This window comes from Streptomyces eurocidicus, assembly GCF_002891295.1.
GTDB classification, from domain to species: domain Bacteria; phylum Actinomycetota; class Actinomycetes; order Streptomycetales; family Streptomycetaceae; genus Streptomyces; species Streptomyces eurocidicus.
The window spans coordinates 636,104-653,415 of sequence record NZ_LGUI01000003.1 but is presented as its reverse complement, the minus strand read 5'-3'; the positions used below and the strand labels follow the sequence as shown (position 1 = coordinate 653,415).

At 71.5% G+C, this 17,312-nt stretch carries 13 protein-coding genes; 2 read left to right on the top strand and 11 right to left on the bottom strand.

The features are described from left to right. Positions 1-20: 20 nt before the first annotated feature. Positions 21-731 carry a FadR/GntR family transcriptional regulator gene (locus tag AF335_RS12735; protein WP_102918431.1) on the bottom strand — a complete coding sequence of 237 codons (711 nt, stop codon included), beginning with the start codon at positions 729-731 and terminating at the stop codon, positions 21-23. Between the two features lie 105 nt (positions 732-836). On the opposite strand from AF335_RS12735, the gene AF335_RS12730 reads away from it, so the two are divergent. Then, complete coding sequence (locus tag AF335_RS12730; RefSeq protein WP_244927007.1) at positions 837-1,595, top strand: rhomboid-like protein; 759 nt, start codon at positions 837-839, stop codon at positions 1,593-1,595. On the opposite strand, the gene AF335_RS12725 is transcribed toward AF335_RS12730, so the two are convergent. The 9 genes from AF335_RS12725 to AF335_RS12685 form a co-directional block, all read right to left on the bottom strand. Continuing rightward, positions 1,537-2,361, bottom strand: a complete 825-nt coding sequence (locus AF335_RS12725; protein ID WP_170127678.1) for an HAD family hydrolase — start codon at positions 2,359-2,361, stop codon at positions 1,537-1,539. The two genes, AF335_RS12730 and AF335_RS12725, sit on opposite strands and share 59 nt — an antisense overlap. Further along, entirely contained in the window at positions 2,358-3,635 is a 1,278-nt protein-coding gene (gene serS, locus AF335_RS12720) for a serine--tRNA ligase (RefSeq protein ID WP_102918430.1), read from the bottom strand. The genes AF335_RS12725 and serS overlap by 4 nt, the downstream gene beginning before the upstream one ends. Positions 3,636-4,283: 648 nt before the next feature. Next, positions 4,284-5,219, bottom strand: a complete 936-nt coding sequence (gene pheA / locus AF335_RS12715; protein WP_102918429.1) for a prephenate dehydratase — start codon at positions 5,217-5,219, stop codon at positions 4,284-4,286. Between the two features lie 443 nt (positions 5,220-5,662). Beyond that, positions 5,663-6,874, bottom strand: coding sequence for an iron uptake transporter deferrochelatase/peroxidase subunit (efeB, locus tag AF335_RS12710; protein ID WP_228772929.1), 1,212 nt, complete (start codon positions 6,872-6,874; stop codon positions 5,663-5,665). Positions 6,875-6,945: 71 nt separating this feature from the next. After that, positions 6,946-8,934: a copper resistance CopC/CopD family protein gene (locus AF335_RS12705; RefSeq protein WP_102918427.1), complete on the bottom strand. Its 1,989-nt coding sequence runs from the start codon at positions 8,932-8,934 to the stop codon at positions 6,946-6,948. Between the two features lie 19 nt (positions 8,935-8,953). After that, positions 8,954-9,430, bottom strand: a complete 477-nt coding sequence (locus AF335_RS12700; protein ID WP_102918426.1) for a copper chaperone PCu(A)C — start codon at positions 9,428-9,430, stop codon at positions 8,954-8,956. Next, positions 9,430-10,083 (bottom strand): SCO family protein, encoded by a 654-nt coding sequence (locus tag AF335_RS12695; protein WP_102918425.1) that lies wholly within the window; start codon positions 10,081-10,083, stop codon positions 9,430-9,432. Before AF335_RS12695 ends, AF335_RS12700 begins: the two co-directional genes overlap by 1 nt. Before the next feature lie 83 nt (positions 10,084-10,166). Next, a complete protein-coding gene (locus tag AF335_RS12690; protein WP_102918424.1) occupies positions 10,167-10,913 on the bottom strand; it encodes a YcnI family copper-binding membrane protein in 747 nt (248 codons plus the stop codon). A gap of 125 nt (positions 10,914-11,038) precedes the next feature. Further along, complete coding sequence (locus AF335_RS12685) at positions 11,039-11,863, bottom strand: hypothetical protein (RefSeq protein WP_184743429.1); 825 nt, start codon at positions 11,861-11,863, stop codon at positions 11,039-11,041. A 237-nt stretch (positions 11,864-12,100) separates the two neighbouring features. Here AF335_RS12685 and AF335_RS12680 point away from each other — a divergent pair, with 237 nt between their 5' ends. After that, complete coding sequence (locus AF335_RS12680) at positions 12,101-12,580, top strand: ATP-binding protein (protein WP_102918423.1); 480 nt, start codon at positions 12,101-12,103, stop codon at positions 12,578-12,580. A 90-nt stretch (positions 12,581-12,670) separates the two neighbouring features. On the opposite strand, the gene AF335_RS12675 is transcribed toward AF335_RS12680, so the two are convergent. After that, complete coding sequence (locus tag AF335_RS12675; protein WP_146045508.1) at positions 12,671-16,954, bottom strand: wHTH domain-containing protein; 4,284 nt, start codon at positions 16,952-16,954, stop codon at positions 12,671-12,673. Positions 16,955-17,312 lie beyond the last annotated feature (358 nt).

The window sequence follows — 17,312 nt, the reverse complement described above, 5'->3', positions numbered from 1 at the left end:
TCTCCGGGAGGGGCGGCGGGTCAGTTCTCCGGGAGCAGGGACTCGACGGCCCGCTTGGGGCGTTCGAGCAGCAGCCGGGCGGCCCTCGCGGCCGCCTCGGGGTCGCCGGAGGCGATGGCGGTCATCAGGTCGTGGTGGTCGCCGTGGATGATGCGCGGCATCTCGCGGTCGCCGAGCGCGGTGACGAGCGCCTCGCGCACCGAGCTGCTGAACCAGCTGTACGTCGCGGTCAGCGCGCTGTTGTGGGCGGCCTCGACGACCGCCCGGTGGAAGGCGACGTCGTGGTCCGCGTAGAGCTCCAGGCTGCCGGAGTCCGGCTGGCCCTCGGGGTCCTCGAAGGCGGTCTGGGCGTCCAGGGCCGCCCGCATCCGCTCCAGGTCGGCGGGCTCGTGGCGCACCGCGGCGAGGCGCGCGGCCTCGACCTCCAGGGCGATGCGGAGCTCCAGGACGTCGCGCACTCCGGCGCGCTGCACCCCGCGCATGATCTCCGCCGGGTCGGCCATGGAGACGACGAAGGTGCCCTCGCCCTGCCTCGAACGGAGCATTCCGGCGTGGACGAGCACCCTTACGGCCTCGCGGACGGTGTTCCGCCCGACCTGGAGCTGCTCGGCGAGCGCGTGTTCGGTCGGGATGCGCTCGCCGACCCGCCACTCGCCGGCGCCGACCTGGGCGCGCAGCTGATCCACGACGGTGTCCACGAGGGACTGCCGTCCCGCCGCTCGCAGTGCCATCCCGTGTTCCTCCGAAGCCGTATTCTCCCGGTTGCCCAGTCATCCTACAACTGCTTGCCGCGCCGACCGCCGCGTCCCGGCCCCGCCCCGGTTACCGTCGTAAGGGTGAAGGCAGACGCCGCCCGCCTGCGCTCCGCGGTGGGTTCCTGGGTCCGGACCTCTCCCGGCACCCACATCTGGCTGCTGATCATCGGGGTGACCAGCCTGGTCATCGCGGCGGCCAGCCAGGACCTGGAGACCTTCCTCCTGCACCGCACCAGCAGCAATATCCACCAGCTGAACAGGCGCCCGATCGAATCCCTGCTGATCAGCGGCTTCTGGATCGAGGACCCGTCCTCGTTCCTGCTCTACGCCGGGCTCTTCGAGCTCGTCCACGCCAATGTCGAGCGCTGGATCGGCACCCTGCGCTGGCTGTTCGTCGTCGCCGTCGCACATGTCGCGGCCACGCTGATCAGCCAGGACATCGTGATGCTCGCCATCCAGGACCACTCGCTGCCGCGTTCGATGAAGCACGTGGTCGACATCGGCGTCTCCTACGGGCTCGCCGCGGCGGCCGGCGTCCTCACCTACCGGGTGCCCCGCCCCTGGCGGTGGCTCTACGCCGGGAGCCTGGTCGTCTTCTTCGCGGTCCCGCTGGGCACCGGCGGCACGTACACCGACATCGGCCACGCGGTGTCCGTGGTCATCGGCCTGGCCTGTGGGCGCCCCCTCTCGTACGGGCTGCCGACCTGGGATCTCACCCGGATGGAGGCGGTCCTGCGGAGGGGGCGGGGGCGGCTCGGGTCCCGCGGCGGGGCGGAGCCCCTCAGCCGAAGAGACGCTCCAGAACGACCGCGATCCCGTCGTTCCCGTTCGACTCGGTGACCTCGTCGGCCACGGCCTTCAGCTCGGCGTGGGCGTTGGCCATGGCCACGCCGTGGGCCGCCCAGCCGAACATCGGGACGTCGTTGGGCATGTCGCCGAAGGCGATCGTGTCGGCGGCCTTCAGGCCCAGCCGGCGCGCGGCCAGCGACAGGCCCGTCGCCTTGCTCAGCCCGAGCGGCAGCAGTTCCACTATCCCGGGGCCCGCCATCGTCACGCCCACCAGGTCACCGGCGACCGTCCGCGCGACCTCGGTCAGAGCGTCGTCGTCGAGGCCCGGGTGCTGGAGGTAGAGCTTGTTCAGCGGGGCGGCCCACAGCTCGGCGGTGTCCATGACGGAGACCGCCGGCAGGGGGCCCTCCTGGACCCGGTAACCGGGTCCGACCAGCACCTCGCCGTCCATGCCGTCCCGGCTGGCGGCCAGCGCCAGCGGGCCGATCTCCGCCTCGATCTTGGCGACGGCGAGACCGGCGAGCTGCCGGTCCAGCGTCACGGACGTCAGCAGCCGGTGCTCACCCGCGTGGTAGACCTGCGCGCCCTGGCCGCACACCGCGAGGCCCTGGTAGTCCAGCGCCTCCAGGATGTGCCGGGTCCAGGGCACGGAGCGGCCCGTGACGACGATGTGCGCGGCGCCCGCCGCCGTCGCCAGGGCGAGGGCGGCGCGGGTGCGCTCCGAGACGGTGTCGTCGGGGCGCAGCAGCGTGCCGTCGAGGTCGGTCGCGATCAGCCGGTACGGCAGCGGACCCGCGGGTGAGCCGGAGGAGGTCACTTGGCGACGGGCTCCAGGATCTCGCGGCCGCCCAGGTACGGACGGAGGACCTCGGGGACGCGGACCGAGCCGTCGGCCTGCTGGTGGTTCTCCAGGATCGCCACGATCGTGCGCGGGACGGCGCACAGCGTGCCGTTGAGCGTCGCCAGCGGGCGGACGTTCTTGCCGTCGCGCATCCGGACGGACAGGCGGCGGGCCTGGAACTCGTCGCAGTTGGACGTGGACGTCAGCTCGCGGTACTTGCCCTGGGTGGGGATCCACGCCTCGCAGTCGAACTTGCGGGAGGCGGAGGAGCCGAGGTCACCCGTGGCCACGTCGATCACCTGGAACGGCAGCTCCAGGCTGGTCAGCCACTGCTTCTCCCACTCCAGCAGACGGGCGTGCTCCGCCTCCGAGTCCTCCGGCGAGATGTACGAGAACATCTCGACCTTGTCGAACTGGTGGACGCGGAAGATGCCCCGGGTGTCCTTGCCGTACGTACCGGCCTCGCGGCGGAAGCACGGGGAGAAGCCGGCGTAGCGCAGCGGCAGCTGGTCCGCGTCGAGGATCTCGTCCATGTGGTACGCCGCGAGCGGCACCTCGGACGTGCCCACCAGGTAGAAGTCGTCCTTCTCCAGGTGGTAGACGTCCTGGGCGGCCTGGCCGAGGAAGCCGGTGCCCTCCATGGCGCGCGGCTTGACCAGCGCGGGGGTGAGCATCGGGGTGAAGCCGGCGGCGGTGGCCTGCGCGATGGCGGCGTTCACCAGCGCGAGCTCCAGGAGCGCGCCGACGCCCGTCAGGTAGTAGAAGCGCGAACCGGAGACCTTGGCGCCGCGCTCGACGTCGATCGCGCCGAGCGACTGGCCGAGCTCCAGGTGGTCCTTGGGCTCGAAGCCCTCGGCGGCGAAGTCGCGCGGGGTGCCCACGGTCTCCAGGACGACGAAGTCGTCCTCGCCGCCGCGCGGCACGTCGGGGTGGACCAGATTGCCGATCCGGAGCAGGAGGGCCTGCGCCTCGGCGGCGGCCTCGTCCTGCTCGGCGTCGGCGGCCTTGACGGCCGCGGAGAGCTCGCCCGCCTTCTTCAGCAGGGCGGCCTTCTCGTCACCGGTGGCCTTGGGGATGAGCTTGCCGAGCGACTTCTGCTCGGAGCGGAGTTCATCGAAGCGGACGCTGGACGACCTGCGCCGCTCGTCGGCGGAGAGCAGCGCGTCGACGACGTCGACGTCCTCTCCACGGGCGCGCTGGGAGGCGCGCACACGGTCGGGGTCCTCACGAAGCAGGCGAAGGTCAATCACCCCACAAGGCTACCGTTGCGGGGACGATCACTCGACGCGATATTCCTCTACGTCCCATTTTGCCCTAGTTTAGGGTGAGTGGAAAAGGCTGTGAATAACGCCGCCGGCCCGGCCGTCGGAAAATGCGTGCGCATTTGATGAAAAGGGGCATAGGGGCGGGTGTGGTGGCGGGCGTCCGGCGATCGGCCTTGTGAGTGGCGGGAGTTGGGAGGGTCCGTTGTCCACAGGAGTCGATACTTCCGTTTCTTTGTCCACAGGCTGTGCGTGAAATCTGTGGACGCCGGAATCGAACGTTCCGATCAGTTCCGTCCTCTGCTGAAGATTTGTAGGTCAAACCTCTCCGGCCCGCTCATTCGGGTGGTATTGACTCGCTCTAAAGGGTTGTTTGATGACATTCACCTGACGTGCCCATGGCCTGGACCCTCTAAGGGGTGACCTAGGTGCTGTGGATGACGGGCCTGTAGTTAGAGAGATTTGTCGACCTTGACCGATTCGGGCGGGCTCCCGGGTGCCTCGATCTGTCGACTTATCCCCAGGTCGAGAGGAGTCTGTGGATAACTCTGTGGGTCATGCGCGTCGAGCCTTCGGCAGGGCCCTCACCGGAGCCCTGCCGTCCGTCAGCGCGGCAGCCTCCGGCCCCGCTCGCCCTCAGCCCCGGCCGTCCTGGCAGCGCGCGAGCCAGTCCGCCGCCGCCGTGAAGTCCTCGTCCGACATCCCCCGCGCCGTCGGCCCCACCTCGGCCGGGTCGGCCCCGGCGCGCGGATAGGAGCCGAGGAACCGCACCTTCGGGCAGATCCGCTTGAGGCCCATCAGCGCCTCGGCCACCCGGCGGTCGGTGATGTGCCCCTCCGCGTCGATCGCGAAGCAGTAGTTGCCGATGCCCTCGCCCGTCGGCCGCGACTGGATGAGCACGAGGTTCACCCCACGGGACGAGAACTCGTGGAGCAGCTCCAGCAGCGCGCCCGGGTGATCGGCGCGCAGCCACACCACCACGGAGGTCCGGTCCGCGCCCGTGCGCGCCGCCGGCCGGGCGGGGCGGCCCGCGAGTACGAAGCGGGTCTGCGCGTTCTCCGCGTCGTGGATGTCGGTGACCAGCGCGTTCAGCTCGTACGTCGCCGCCGCGAACTCCCCGGCGAAGGCGGCGTCGTAACGCCCCTCCCGCACCAGCCGGGCGCCGTCCGCGTTCGACGCCGACGACTCCCACACCGCGTCCGGCAGGTTCGCCTTGAGCCAGTTGCGCACCTGCGGCTGCGCGACCGGGTGGCCGGTCACCGTCTTGATGTCGGAGAGCGTCGTCCCCGGCCGGACGAGCAGCGCGAAGGCGATCTGGAGCAGCACCTCGCGGTAGATCATCAGCGGTGAGCCGGTGGCCAGTTCGTCGAGGGTCGCGGTGACCCCGCCCTCGACGGAGTTCTCGATCGGCACCAGCGCGGCGGCGGCCTCGCCGTTGCGCACGGCGTCCAGGGCGGCCGGCACGGAGACCATCGGGACGAGTTCCCGGGTGGCGGCCTCGGGGAGCGTGCGCAGGGCGGCCTCGGTGAAGGTGCCCTCCGGGCCGAGGTAGGTGTAGCGGCTGGCCGACATCACGCGATTTCCTCCGAGGGTTGGGCTTCGCCACGATACCGATGGCCTGCGGCGGGCGGTTCCCGACCGGCGCGGCTGTCGGACGGTGGGGCTGTCGAACGGTGCGGGCCTCGGGCGGTGCGGGTCCGGACGGCCCGGCCGTGGCGGGGTGTCCTCGTCTGCCCGTCTGCCCGTCTGCCCGTCTGCCCGTCTGCCCGTCTGCCCGTGCGCCCGTCCGCCCCGTCCGCCCCGTCCGTCCGTCCGCCGGTCGGGCCGGATCGCCGGGGCCGGGGCACGGTGATCGCGGCCGGAGCCACGGGCCCCGGCCGCTTCTGCCCGGCCGGATCGCGCCGGGCAGGCCCGGGCCGGTGGCGGGCGTCCGGCCGTCCGGGCCTTCTGCCCGGCCGGGGGCGCCCCCAGCGGTGGCCGGGGAAGGCGGCCGGGAGAGCCCGAGGACCGGGGTGTCACCCCTCCAGCAACCGCTGCCCCACGTACTCGCCCGGCGCGCAGCCGCCCGGTACCGCGAACAGCCCGCTCGACTCATGGCTGAGGAAGCGGGAGAGCCCGTCCCCCCGGTCCAGCTTGCGCTGTACCGGGACGAAGCCCCTGCGGGGGTCCGCCTGCCAGGCGACGAAGAGCAGGCCCGCGTCCGGGGCGCCGTCGTCGCGGTAGCCGTCGTGGAAGGAGAACGCGCGCCGCAGCATCGCCGCGCCCCGGTTGGACTCCGGGGCCGCGACGCGGACGTGCGCGTCGCCCGCGATCGCCAGCGAGCCGTCCGCGCCGAACTTGTTCAGGTCCACCGGGGTCGTCTCCGTACCGCCCGAGAGGGGCGCGCCGTCGGACTTGCGGCGGCCGATGACCTTCTCCTGGCGCTCCAGCGACAGGTGGTCCCAGCTGTCGAGCAGCATCCGGATGCGCCGGACGACCGCGTACGAGCCGCCGGCCATCCAGTCGCCGGAGTCGTCCGGGACGAAGACCCGGGCGGCGAAGTCGGGATCGGACGGCTTCGGGTTGTTGGTGCCGTCGATCTGGCCCATCAGATTGCGGCCGGTCATCGGCTTCGCGGTGGCGCCCGGCGCCCGGTTGAAGCCGTTCATCTGCCAGCGCGGCCGCGCCGCGTCCCCGGCCTGCTTCTGGAGCACCCGCAGCGCGTGGAAGGCGACGAGCGGGTCGTCGGCGCCGATCTGCACCCAGAGGTCGCCCTCGCCGCGCTTGGCGTCGAGCGCGTCCCCGGTGAAGGCCGGCAGCGGCTCCAGGGCGGCCGGCCGCTTCGAGGCCAGGCCCGTCCGGTCGAAGAAGGTGCGGCCGAAGCCGAAGGTGACGGTCAGGGACGACGGGCCCGCGTCGAGGGCGATGCCGGTGTCGTCGCCCTTGGGCGCCTCGCCCGCCATCAGCTCCGCGGCCGTCGCCGACCAGCGCCGCAGCAGGGCCGCGGCGGACCTGCGGTCGGCGCCGGACGCCAGGTCGAAGGCGAGCAGATGGCCGTGGGCCTGCGCGGAGTCGGCGATTCCGGACTGATGTTTCCCGTGAAACGGCACGGCCTTGGCGCCGACGCCCGTGAGCTCCGCCGGGGTCTCCCGCACGGCCTCGGCCGCGAGCGCGCCGCCGGCGCCGCCCACGACGAGCCCCGCCGCGCCGACGGCCCCGGCGGTGCCGAGCAGCCGCCGGCGGCTCATGCCCCGTTCGGGGTCCGGCGCCTGGGCCTTCGCCCGTGCCGTCTTCTCTGCCTGGTCAGCTCGTTCAGCCATCAGTTGATCTTCACGTTCCTGAGCTCCGTGATCTGGTCGATGTCGGAGGTCCGTACGGTCAGGGTGAGCCGCCACTCGCCGGCCATGGGGAGCTGGAGGCCGGTGGCCTGCCAGCGGCCGGTGGAGAGGCGCTTGAGCGGGGCGCGCAGCGGGCCGATCTTCTTCTGGAGCTCCGTGAAGGAGACCTCCAGCTGCGGTACGTCGACGGCCGCGCCGTCCGGGCCGGTCAGCCGGACGTCCAGGGTGTTCTCGCCCGAGCGCGCGGGGTCGATCCTTACGGTGGCCGTGCCGCGGCCGTCGGCGCCGCCGGTGTCGTACGGGATCCGCACCTCGGCCGGTCCGGCGGCGGGTGCCGTGGCCCGGGTGGCGCCGGCCGCCCCCGCTTCCCGCTGCTCGGTCTCCGCGCGGCCCGGCTGGGTGCCGGTGAGCAGCGTGGTGACGGCGAGGAGGACGACCGCGACGCCGGTCTCGGCGAGGACGGAACGGCGCAGACCGCTGCGGCCCTCGTCCGCGTCGCGCCGCCGCTTCCCGGCGGCCTTGGTGAGCGCGGCCTGCTGCCGGGCGAGCTGGACGGCCCGCTCCGGCGAGGCGCCACCCTTACCGGCGGTCGTGGACTTGGCGGCGGCCACGGACTTGGCGGAACCCGTGCCCTTCACAGAACCCGTACCCTTCACGGAGCCAGAGCCCGTGCCCGTACCCGTACCCGAGCCCTTCACCGAGCCCGAAGGCTTCGCGCCCGCCTTCGGCTTCCTCGTCTCGGGGCGGTCCGTGAGCCGGCCCGTCCAGCGCCGTGAGAAGAAGGCGACCCCGACCAGCGCGACCACCAGGCCCGCCTTGATCAGCAGCAGCCGCCCGTACTCGGTCCCGGTGAGCGCGCCCCACGAGCCGACCTGCCGCCAGGACTGGTAGAGCCCCGTCGCCACCAGGGCGCACACCGAGGCGAAGGCGAGCCGGGAGAAGCGCCGCACGGCCTCCTTGGGCACGGGGGCGCCCGCCCACAGGGCGGCCAGCAGGGCCGCCAGCCCGCCCAGCCACACCGCGACGCCCAGCAGGTGCAGCACGTCGACCGGCATCGCCAGCCAGGTCTGCAGCCCGGCCGACGCGTGCTCGGCCATCGCCCAGGTCGCGGCCAGCCCGGTGGCGACGACCGTGCCGCCGATGCCGAGCCCGAACGCGACGTCCCGGCGCTCCTGCCCCGTGCGGCCGTCGTCCTCGCGGGCGAACGAGCCGAAGAGGACGGCGAGGAAGACCGCGGCGGCGCTCAGCAGCAGCAGCCGGGACAGCAGCGCCGCGCCCGGTTTGGTGTTCAGCACGTCGCCGAGCAGCGACAGGTCCAGGACGGCGCCCGGCCCCTTGCCGCTCGTGTACGCGCCGCGCAGCAGCAACAGCGCGGCCGTCGAGCCGAACAGGGCGATCCAGCCGCCCACCGCGACCCGCTGGACGGGCCGCGAGGAGCGGCACACGCCCGCGAAGACACAGCCGCCGACGAGCAGCGCGAACCCGGCGTACGCCGCGTACCGCGCCGTCCCGTAGAGCCCGTCGACCACCGGGTCGACCTTGGCGGTCGTCACCTTGGCGGCCGTCTTGGACGGCGCGCCGACGGAGAAGGTGAAGGCCCCGGCCACCGGATGGCTGTCCGCGGAGACGGCCTGCCAGGCCACCGTGTACGTACCGTCCACGAGCCCGGTGCGCAGCCCGACGGACGCCGTGCCCGACCTGCCGTCCGCATGCGTGGGCCGGCCCTCGTCGACGCGCTCCCCACGCGGGTCGAGGACCCGCACCGAGTCGGCGCTCAGCAGCACCCCCTCGGAGAAGGTCAGCGTGACCCGCTGGGGGGCGGTCGGCACCACCGAGCCGGTGGCGGGGTCGGTCGCGGTCAGCGCGGCGTGCGCCGACGCGGCGGTCGCGCCCGGCCCGAGCGCGCACAGCAGTGCGGCGAACAGCGCCCCGAGCAGGGGCACCAGCCGTCCGGCGGTCAGGGTCCTCATCGCATCCTCGTCAGTCCGCTCAGCCCTGCGGGCGGAACGTGGTGGACTCGACCGGCACCTGGACCTTCACGGCCCCGGCGGTGGCGAAGTGGAGCGTGAACTCGACCTTCTCGCCGACCTCGGGCTTGTGCCCGAGCTTGCCGAGCATCAGGTGGGTACCGCCGCGGGTGAGCTTCAGCTCGCCCTTCGCGGGCACGTCCAGCTTGGCCGCGTGCTTCATCTGCGAGCCCTCGGTGGTGTGCATGGTGATGTCACCCGAGAGCGGGCTGGTGACGGACGTCAGCTGGTCGGCCTTGCCGCCCTTGTTCGTGACCGTCAGATAGGCGGCGGCCATGTCCGGCATCGCGGGCTGCGGCAGATAGGCGCCGCTGACCGAGAGCTCGGGCTTGTCGGACGCCAGGGCGTTCTTCTCCGACTGGCACCCGGTCACCAGGAGCAGGCCCCCGGCGAGCAGGAGCGGCAGGGCGACGGCGGTGGCGGTGGTGGACTTGCGCATCACGGGTTCTCCCCCTTGACGATCTTCGGGAGATCTTTGGCGTACTGGGCTGCGGTGGTTTCCGCGGTGTAGATCCAATGGGCACCGTCGTCCTTGGGCGAGAACCCGATGACCTCGGCGCCATGGCTGACGGTGATGGAGCCGTCCTTCTCCTTCTTCGGCTTCTCCACGAAGATGCCGAGCGGCTTGGCGGCCGCCTGGATCGTCTCGAAGTCCCCGGTCAGGCCGGCGATGTCCTGCCCGCCCTGGGCGTCGAGCCACTCCCGCATCCGCTTGGGGGTGTCCCGGGCGGGGTCGGTGGTGACGAAGACGATCTTCAGGTTCTTGCGGTCGGCCTCCGGCAGCTTCTTCGCGGCGGCGGCCATGTCGGAGACGACGGTCGAGCAGACGTCGGGGCAGTAGGTGTAGCCGAAGTAAAGGAGTACGGGGTGCCCCTTCGTCTCCTTGACCAGCTCGTACTTCTTCTCGCCCGTGTCCGTGAGGACCAGGTCGGGCTTGGCCTTCGGGGTGTCCAGGGTGATCGCGGCGGCCTTCTTGGGCGCGGCGGAGACATCGGCCAGCGGCTTGTCACCGCCGCCGCCGTCGCTGCCGCAGGCGGTGAGGGCGAGCGCGGCGGCGGTGGCCAGTGCCACGCCCAGGATCTTGGTGCGCATGGAGCTCTTCTCCAGGGATGGATCGGTGTGCGGGGGCGGCGCCGCGCGGTGGCGCGCCGCCCCCGTCCGTACGGGCCCGCGGGTCAGACGGAGCGGCGGCGGCCGGCGAGCACGCCGAAGGCCACGCCCGCGATGCCGACGACGATGCCGGCCACGCCGAGCACGCGGGCGGTGGTGTCGGAGGAGTCCTCGCTCTTGTCCGAGGACGCGGACGCCTTCTCGGCGTCCTTGCCGTCGGCCGCCTCACCGCTCTTGCCCGCGGTCTTGTCGGCGCCCTTGTCCTTGTCGGCCTTCGCGACGAGCTTCAGCGTCGGCGCGGGGTGCTCGGCCTCCTCGCCGCCCGGCTTGGACGGGTCGATCCAGCGCACCACGTCGTCGTCGGAGTAGGTCTGGAGGGCCTTGAAGACCAGCTCGTCGACGTCCGTGGGCAGCTGGCCGACGGAGAGCGGGAACTGCTGGAACTGGCCCGGCTCGATCTTGCCGCCGGTCCAGGTGATCTTGCTGACGGCCTCGTCGATGGTCTTGCCGTGCGTCTGCAGCGGCTTGTCGAGCTTGGCCTTCTCGACCTTGACGTCCCAGCCGGGGACGGGCTGGACGGTCACCGAGGAGAGCGGGTGCTTGGGGTCGAGCGTGACCTCGAGCTTCACCGTAGAGGCGTCGTTCTTCTCGTTCGGCACCTTGAAGGCGATGGTGCTGTAGCCGCCCTTCTCGGCGGTGCCGGGCTGCACGCTGACGTGCGCGAAGGCGGGGCCGGAGAGGAGCAGGACGGCACCGGCGGTGACGCCGCCGATGACGGGGAGGCGGCGGAGGCGGCGGAGAGAGGTGTTCATGGGGACACTCCACAGGCAGGAGGGACGGGAAGGGGTACGGGTGCGCGCGTGCGGCGACGGCGCGACCGCCCTCCCGTGCTCTGTTGCTGCTCTGTCGCTGCTCAGGTGCCGGAGTGCGTCGCGTGTCAGGCCGCGAGGGTGAGGCGCGGCGGTCCCCGCCTGGTCACGAAGCGCTGGAGCGAAGGCTCCACCACCGGGCGGTCCTCGTCGCCGGACCGGGTCCGGGCGGCCCGCGCCGGCGCACCGGCCGAGCGGTCCCACAGGGCGCGTACGAGCGTCAGGGCGGCGCGCAGCGAACGTACGAGCGCGGCCTCCGCGACCTCGCGCGCCGGGCGCCCGGACAGTGCCACCACCCGCCACAGCGCCACCTCGCCGCGCCGCAGCAGCCAGCCCGCGGCCAGCGCCGCGAGCAGATGGCCGAGCAGCATGGGGAGCGAGAGCGGCAGCGCGCCGAGCAGGGAGTCCAGCAGCCGGTCCAGTGCGGAGCCGCTCGTTCCGGACGGTGCGGGCGCGGGTACGGCGCCCATCCGCATCGGGTGCACGGCGGGGTCCAGCCCGGCGTCCGTGATCACCCGGCGGGCGTCGGCGGCGGACATCGCGTGCGGCTGGTTGCAGATCAGCTTCGCGGCGAAGGTGATCAGCCGCCCCTCCGAGCCCGCCTGGCGCGGGGTCACCCCGGTGCTCCGCTGGCCGAGGCCGAAGAGGGTGTGCAGCGCGAGCTGGCCGACGGCCAGTCCGGCCGCGATCCCCGGCAGCGAGCGCTCCCGGCCGGCCAGCGGCAGGACGAGCGCCAGCACCAGCGCGCAGCCCGCGCCCAGCGTCCACAGCGGGACGCTCGCGCAGGAGGCCAGCACGTGCCCGCCCGCGGACAGCAGAACACAGACCGCGGTGAACACCGCGGCCCGTATCAGTCGCAGATCGGCGCCGGCGCGCGCGACGGGGTGAGGCATGGCTGCGCCATCATCCCACCGGCCTTACTCCTTCCCTACGGCAGGGGGCGCACCTTCGCCACCCGGCCGGCGAGGGGCCCGCGGACGCTCCGGCGCACCCCGGCGTATCACCCCATACACCGACGCACCCGCGCGCCGCATCGTCCGAATGAGCGGTCTCACACGCGCCGCAGGCTTACGGGCCGCCGGTGCTGGCTATACGTATCGGTATGTCGAGCCGCGGCCAGGAGGCTGAGCATGAGCATGTGGTGGTCACTCCATCTGCGACGCGAGGCCGCGAGCGTGCCGCTCGCCCGGAGGCTGCTGGTCGGCACCATGGAGACGGCGGGCGTCGACCCCGAGATCTCCTACGATCTGTCGGTCGCCCTCAGTGAGGCGTGTGCCAACGCCGTCGAACACGGCGGCGACTCCTCGACCGGATATCTGGTCACGGCCTTCATCGACGGCGACACCTGCCGGATCGAGGTCACGGACTCCGGACCGGGCTTCCCCGAGCAGCCCCGCCCCCGCGACCGCCGCCGCCCCCAGCGCCCGGCCCGCACCACCCGCGACAGGAACCCGGCCCCCGCCCAGGACGAACACGGCAGGGGCCTCTTCCTGATCGAGTCGCTCACCGACCACGTCCGCGTCCGGAACCGCCCGGGGCGGCAGGGCGCGGTGGTCAGCTTCGACAAGATCCTCAAGTGGCGGGAAGGCGCGCTGCTCAAGGCGTCGTGAGCGGGACGCGGCGCGGCGAGCAGGACTCGGGACTGCCCGCGCCGCGTCCGGGCTCGACCGCACGGAACCCGTGTCGCCCAGGGCGGCATGTCAGGCGTCCTGGGTCTGTGGGTCCTCCCGGACCAGGCCGGGCACATCGGGGAGGGCGGCACGGACGGCGTCGATCACCCGCTGGAGATCGACGCCGAGGCGCTCCAGCCGCGGCACGAGTTCGCTGACCGGTATGTCCGCGAGGCGGGCGATCAAGAGAAAGTCGGAGATCGGATTGCTGAGGCCGAGAGGAAGGTCCTCTCCTTCTCCGCTGTTACCCAGAGAGTGTCGCCGCAGGCAGAGATTGCGATCGGTGTCGTCCAACCGGTCAGGGTCGTACTCGGGGATCCGGAAGCCGAAGGCGCGCAGACGCTCTTCGACCTCCTGGGGATCCAGCAGCAGCTTGGCCGGGGTCGAAAGCATATGGTGCAGTGGCACGGGTCTGTCCCAGTCGAGCAGCAACTGTTCGCGGAAGCTGCGCTGGGACGCCATGCGCACAAGTGCGGTATCGAACGCGCGCGCCTGCGCCGGTCCCGCTTTGAGCTGCGTGGCCAGACCGTATTGGGCGAGACGATCGATCACGGCTTGGGGAGACATGCCGAGACGCCCGGAAAGTCTGATCACCTGGCGCACCGACACGGGGCGGTCCGAAGGGAGCTGGGAGGATTCCCCGTCCAGTTCGAGCAGAGTCACATCGCTCCGCTCGGCGCTTGCCGGGAGCGGGTTGCCCGGTGTGAGCAGACCGTAGGCCCGAAGCCGGGAGACCACCTCCGCCGGGGGGAGTCCCGTCTCCACAGCCGCCTGTGCGATGTGGCGGAGGGAGATCTCGGCGCCGACTGGAAGCCAGGGCCGTCCACCACAGGCATCGCTGCTGAGGATCAGTGGATCCGCATCGTCTGTCTGTTCTGGCAGGGGGGCCGGAATGCCGAGGCCCAGCTTTTGGAGACGGCTCGCGACCTTGTGGAGCGGAATCCCCAGCCTGGCTGACGTGGAGGCGAGCACACCGGGTGGAACCGCCTTTGCACCCTCCAGGTCCCTCCAGTCGGCGGGTTCCCATCCCCACTCGGTGCCCTGGCGGATCAGGTCATCAGCCAGTCGCTCGTGTGCGGCGCCGACTTCCACGCGGAATCCGTAGCTCCGGAGTTCCCGCACAACCTCTTGAACGGGCTGTGCCAGCTCCGTGGCGGCTAGGAGCACCTGGCCGATCGTGACGGGGCGGGTGGGGTCCAGCCAGGGCCGCTTGCCGTTCAGCTCGACGCTGAGCAGGCGGAGCGTCCGGACTTCCGGTGTTTGTGGAAGCCGGTCCACCTCCGGAACGGAGAAACCGAACACTCTCATCCGGTGGGCGGCGTCAGAGACGCTGATGTCCAGTACGAAGTGGGCGTTGACGAGATGCCCTGGTGGCACTGGCACGTTGACATCGAGCCAGGACGGTGAGCCAGCACCGGAGTTGAGTGTCAGTCCGCGCAGGTCTCTGCTGAGCAGCGCGAGATTGATCGCATCGATGGGGGTGTCGCCACCGGGCAGTTCGGGGCCGGGGAGACGGAGTTGCCGCATGCGCTCCACCACCTCCTGGTACGAGGCGCCGCAGAAGCTGGCTATGGAGAGTGCGTGACCGGGGGTGGAGATTTCCTTGCGATGGAAATCGGCATTGGGCCAGGATCGGTCGGCCCACCCATGAAGGCAAGCGGTGCGGAGGAGCCCATCCGAGGGTCGGGCGGGGAGTACATGTGTCACCCGGGCCAGTTCCGGCACGATCTCGGTCAGCGCCGCCAACTCGTCGTTGGGACGCTGGCCCAGCAGCCTCCAGAGCTGGGTGGCGGGGTCCGGATCGCCGTACATGGTCCCTGCCGGAGTTCTGCCCGGGAATACGGCCATCTCCGAACTTCCGGAGTCGGTGCCGTGGACAATATGGACGTCCTGGGGGAAGAAGCCAGCTGTCGAGACACAGGAGGGATGGCCGTGCAGCTCCAGTTTGTGCCCCGCGATTCCGGCCGCCTCCGTCACGATATCGGCGAGCCGGGGGCTCAGGCCCGAGACATCGGCCAGCCATTCTGCGTCCACCAGGGGCGGGTCAGCGCTGAGCAGCGTCGGCAATGCGGCCTTGACCAGCCGCTCCACCTCTGTATGGATGTCGTCGTCCAGGATTTCCGAGCGGTCCACGGAAAGGCGCCGGGGCCGGCTCTCGCCGGTGAGGTTCACGACGGCGCCGCGCAGCCTGCGCAGATCGGCCGGGTCGGCCAGGACACCACACCGGGCCCGGGGCTCGGTGAAGATCCCGTCGACCAGGACGCCGCCGCCCGACTCGCACCAGACCACCTGGCCGTCGGCCCCTCTCGGACCGGCTGCCCAGGGCACCAGACGGCCGTCGGCCTCGAAGCCGTCATGCTCGAAACCAAGGTCCCGCCGTGGGCGCAGGACGCCGGGCACCCACTCCGCCCGCTGTGTTCCGTGTTCGGCCGTGGTCCGGAACTCGGCGATGCCCAGCAGCCGTCCGAGCTCCCTGACGCAGGAGGGTGCCTTGTCTCCGTCCCGTAGGTAGAGCCGAACCGTGGTGCCGATGGTGCCGGGCCGGCCGCTCGGCCGGACCCTGAAGTAGTGCCCCGGCCCGGTGATGAGGACGGAGAATTCGGTCAGTCTGCCGTGGGCGCCGTCCATATGGCAGGTGGTGACACGGATTTCGTCGGCGAGCATGAAATAGCTGAGCACCCCGATACCGAACCTGCTGTTCGGATGGATGGTGATGCCCTGGTTCTGCCACTCCTGCCGCTCTTCCGCGTATTGGGGAAGGTCCGTGAAGCGGACCCCGGCCCGGGAGAAGACCTCTGACAACATGGTCTCGTCCATACCGATGCCGTTGTCGCGGCATTGCAGGAAATGACGGCCGTTCTCGTCGACCCCCTGGACGAATGTGATCCGCCCCGGGTAGCCGTCGTAGTCCCGCCCGTTGCGGGCTTGCTCCCGGACCTGACGGTAGCGGCAGGCGTCCAGGGCGTTCTGGTAGAGCTCGCGGATGGCGAGGCCGCGCTCGCGGTAGAGGTTCTCGCCCATGAGGAGGGCCTGGACCCGCTCCTCGTCCAGCCGGAAGCGCGTGACCGTGCCGACGGGGTTGCCGTCGGTGTCCGTCTCCCGGACCTGGTCGGCGTTGGCGTATACCGGCAGCCTGCCCAGATGCCGCACCGCCGCGCGCCGTGCGGCACGCAGCAGCGACTCCACCCGATGGGTGTGCTCGGTGAGGGCGGCCACAGCGGCGGGGTGGTCGCAGTCGGCCCTGAGCCCGATGACGTCTCCGCTGAGATTCCAGCGGGCGTTCTGCACGGTGTCGAGCAGTCGACCGGGGTCGAGGGGCTCGGGGATGCCGACGTGCCTGACGACCGCCGAGGAGAGGTCCATGACCTCGATCGCCAAGCCGTGGGCGATCGCGAACATCAGCCCCAGCAACCGTTCTCGTACGTGCTGCCAGCCCCGGCCGCCCAAGTCGAGCGGGAACGCGTCGTTGCGCAGATGGCCTTCGAGCGCGGCACCGTACAGCTCGTGCGGCGTGGCATGAACGCAGGACAGCAGCCGATGGAGCAGCTCCGGGTCGAGAATGGCCCCGATGCCGGTGTCCTCGGAGTTCATGGCGGCCCGGAGGGAGTGGAGTTGGCCGGGCTGCCGGTTCGCCCACTGATGAAACAGCCACCAACCGATCTCCCGCCGTCCATCCGGGCGGTCGTTCAAATGTCCGCGCTCTCCTTGGCGGATGAGCGGCTCGTGCCCGCGCAGCAGCACCTCGTAGGACCGCCGTTCCCGGTCGCACGAGGCCGACTGGGCCAGGTTCGTCGGCTCGACATGGGACAGTCCGGCGGCCGTACGCGACCTGTGCGTCTGGTACAGGAAGGGAAGCAGCGCGAGCAGGGTCGCCTCGGCAGGGGAGAGGTCGCTCTGCCCGTCAGGCCAGATCATGCGGGACAGCTGGTTGGTCCTGTCGGCGATGCGCCGCGCCAGGTTCTTGTCGTGCCATGGGTCGTCGGCGAGTGCGGGACGTGCGTCGTCGTACAGCTCCGCAAGGCGGCCGACGACCTCCGTGGCCTGCTGCTTCAGTGCTTCGGCCAAGTCTTCGGAGCCGGGCTTCATCAGGTGCCACGCCTGGGAGCCCGCTACCTCGCCCTCCCAGCCCAGCTGAGAAGTGGGCGTACGGGGTGCGCTCGGGGCGGGGATGGCGAGCGCGGCGGTCTTCTTGTGGCGGGCGTCCTTGGCTTCCCTCGCCATGTCGTACCACTGCTGCTGGCTCGGAAGTCGTACGGGCGGGTGTGGCCGATTGGCCTGTGCGAGGCGGTGCAGGGCGGACAGGAAGAGGTTCAAGTCCTTGTCCTGCCGGGGGATCCTCCGACCTGCGGTCCAGTCCGCGACGGTGCTGTCGGCCGGGGGCCTGCGGCTGCCCGGAAGGTCTCGTCTCATCTCCTCGCGCACCACGGCCGCGAGAGGGTTCCCGGCCAGTTCCCTCAACTTCGCCAGCGCCTGCTCGTACTTCGGTTGCCCCGCCACGGCCCTCCGTCCCCCTCGCCGTCCCGGCCCAGTGCTCCGAGTCGCCCGACTCGGCCGACCGGGAGGTTCGCACATTACCGATCCCACCTGGGAGTTGACCCCTGATTGGGCGGATCGTGCGGCGCCGTCGGGGGAGCGAGGTCGGCAGGATCGGAACCGTCATCTGCCGAAGTCC

Coding starts and splice junctions, on each gene's coding strand:
- AF335_RS12735 (WP_102918431.1), bottom strand. CDS start 731: ATGGCACTGCGAGCGGCGGGACGGCAGTCCCTCGTGGACACCGTCGTG.
- pheA (WP_102918429.1), bottom strand. CDS start 5,219: ATGTCGGCCAGCCGCTACACCTACCTCGGCCCGGAGGGCACCTTCACC.
- efeB (WP_228772929.1), bottom strand. CDS start 6,874: ATGAGCCGCCGGCGGCTGCTCGGCACCGCCGGGGCCGTCGGCGCGGCG.
- AF335_RS12705 (WP_102918427.1), bottom strand. CDS start 8,934: ATGAGGACCCTGACCGCCGGACGGCTGGTGCCCCTGCTCGGGGCGCTG.
- AF335_RS12700 (WP_102918426.1), bottom strand. CDS start 9,430: ATGCGCAAGTCCACCACCGCCACCGCCGTCGCCCTGCCGCTCCTGCTC.
- AF335_RS12695 (WP_102918425.1), bottom strand. CDS start 10,083: ATGCGCACCAAGATCCTGGGCGTGGCACTGGCCACCGCCGCCGCGCTC.
- AF335_RS12690 (WP_102918424.1), bottom strand. CDS start 10,913: ATGAACACCTCTCTCCGCCGCCTCCGCCGCCTCCCCGTCATCGGCGGC.
- AF335_RS12685 (WP_184743429.1), bottom strand. CDS start 11,863: ATGCCTCACCCCGTCGCGCGCGCCGGCGCCGATCTGCGACTGATACGG.
- AF335_RS12680 (WP_102918423.1), top strand. CDS start 12,101: ATGAGCATGTGGTGGTCACTCCATCTGCGACGCGAGGCCGCGAGCGTG.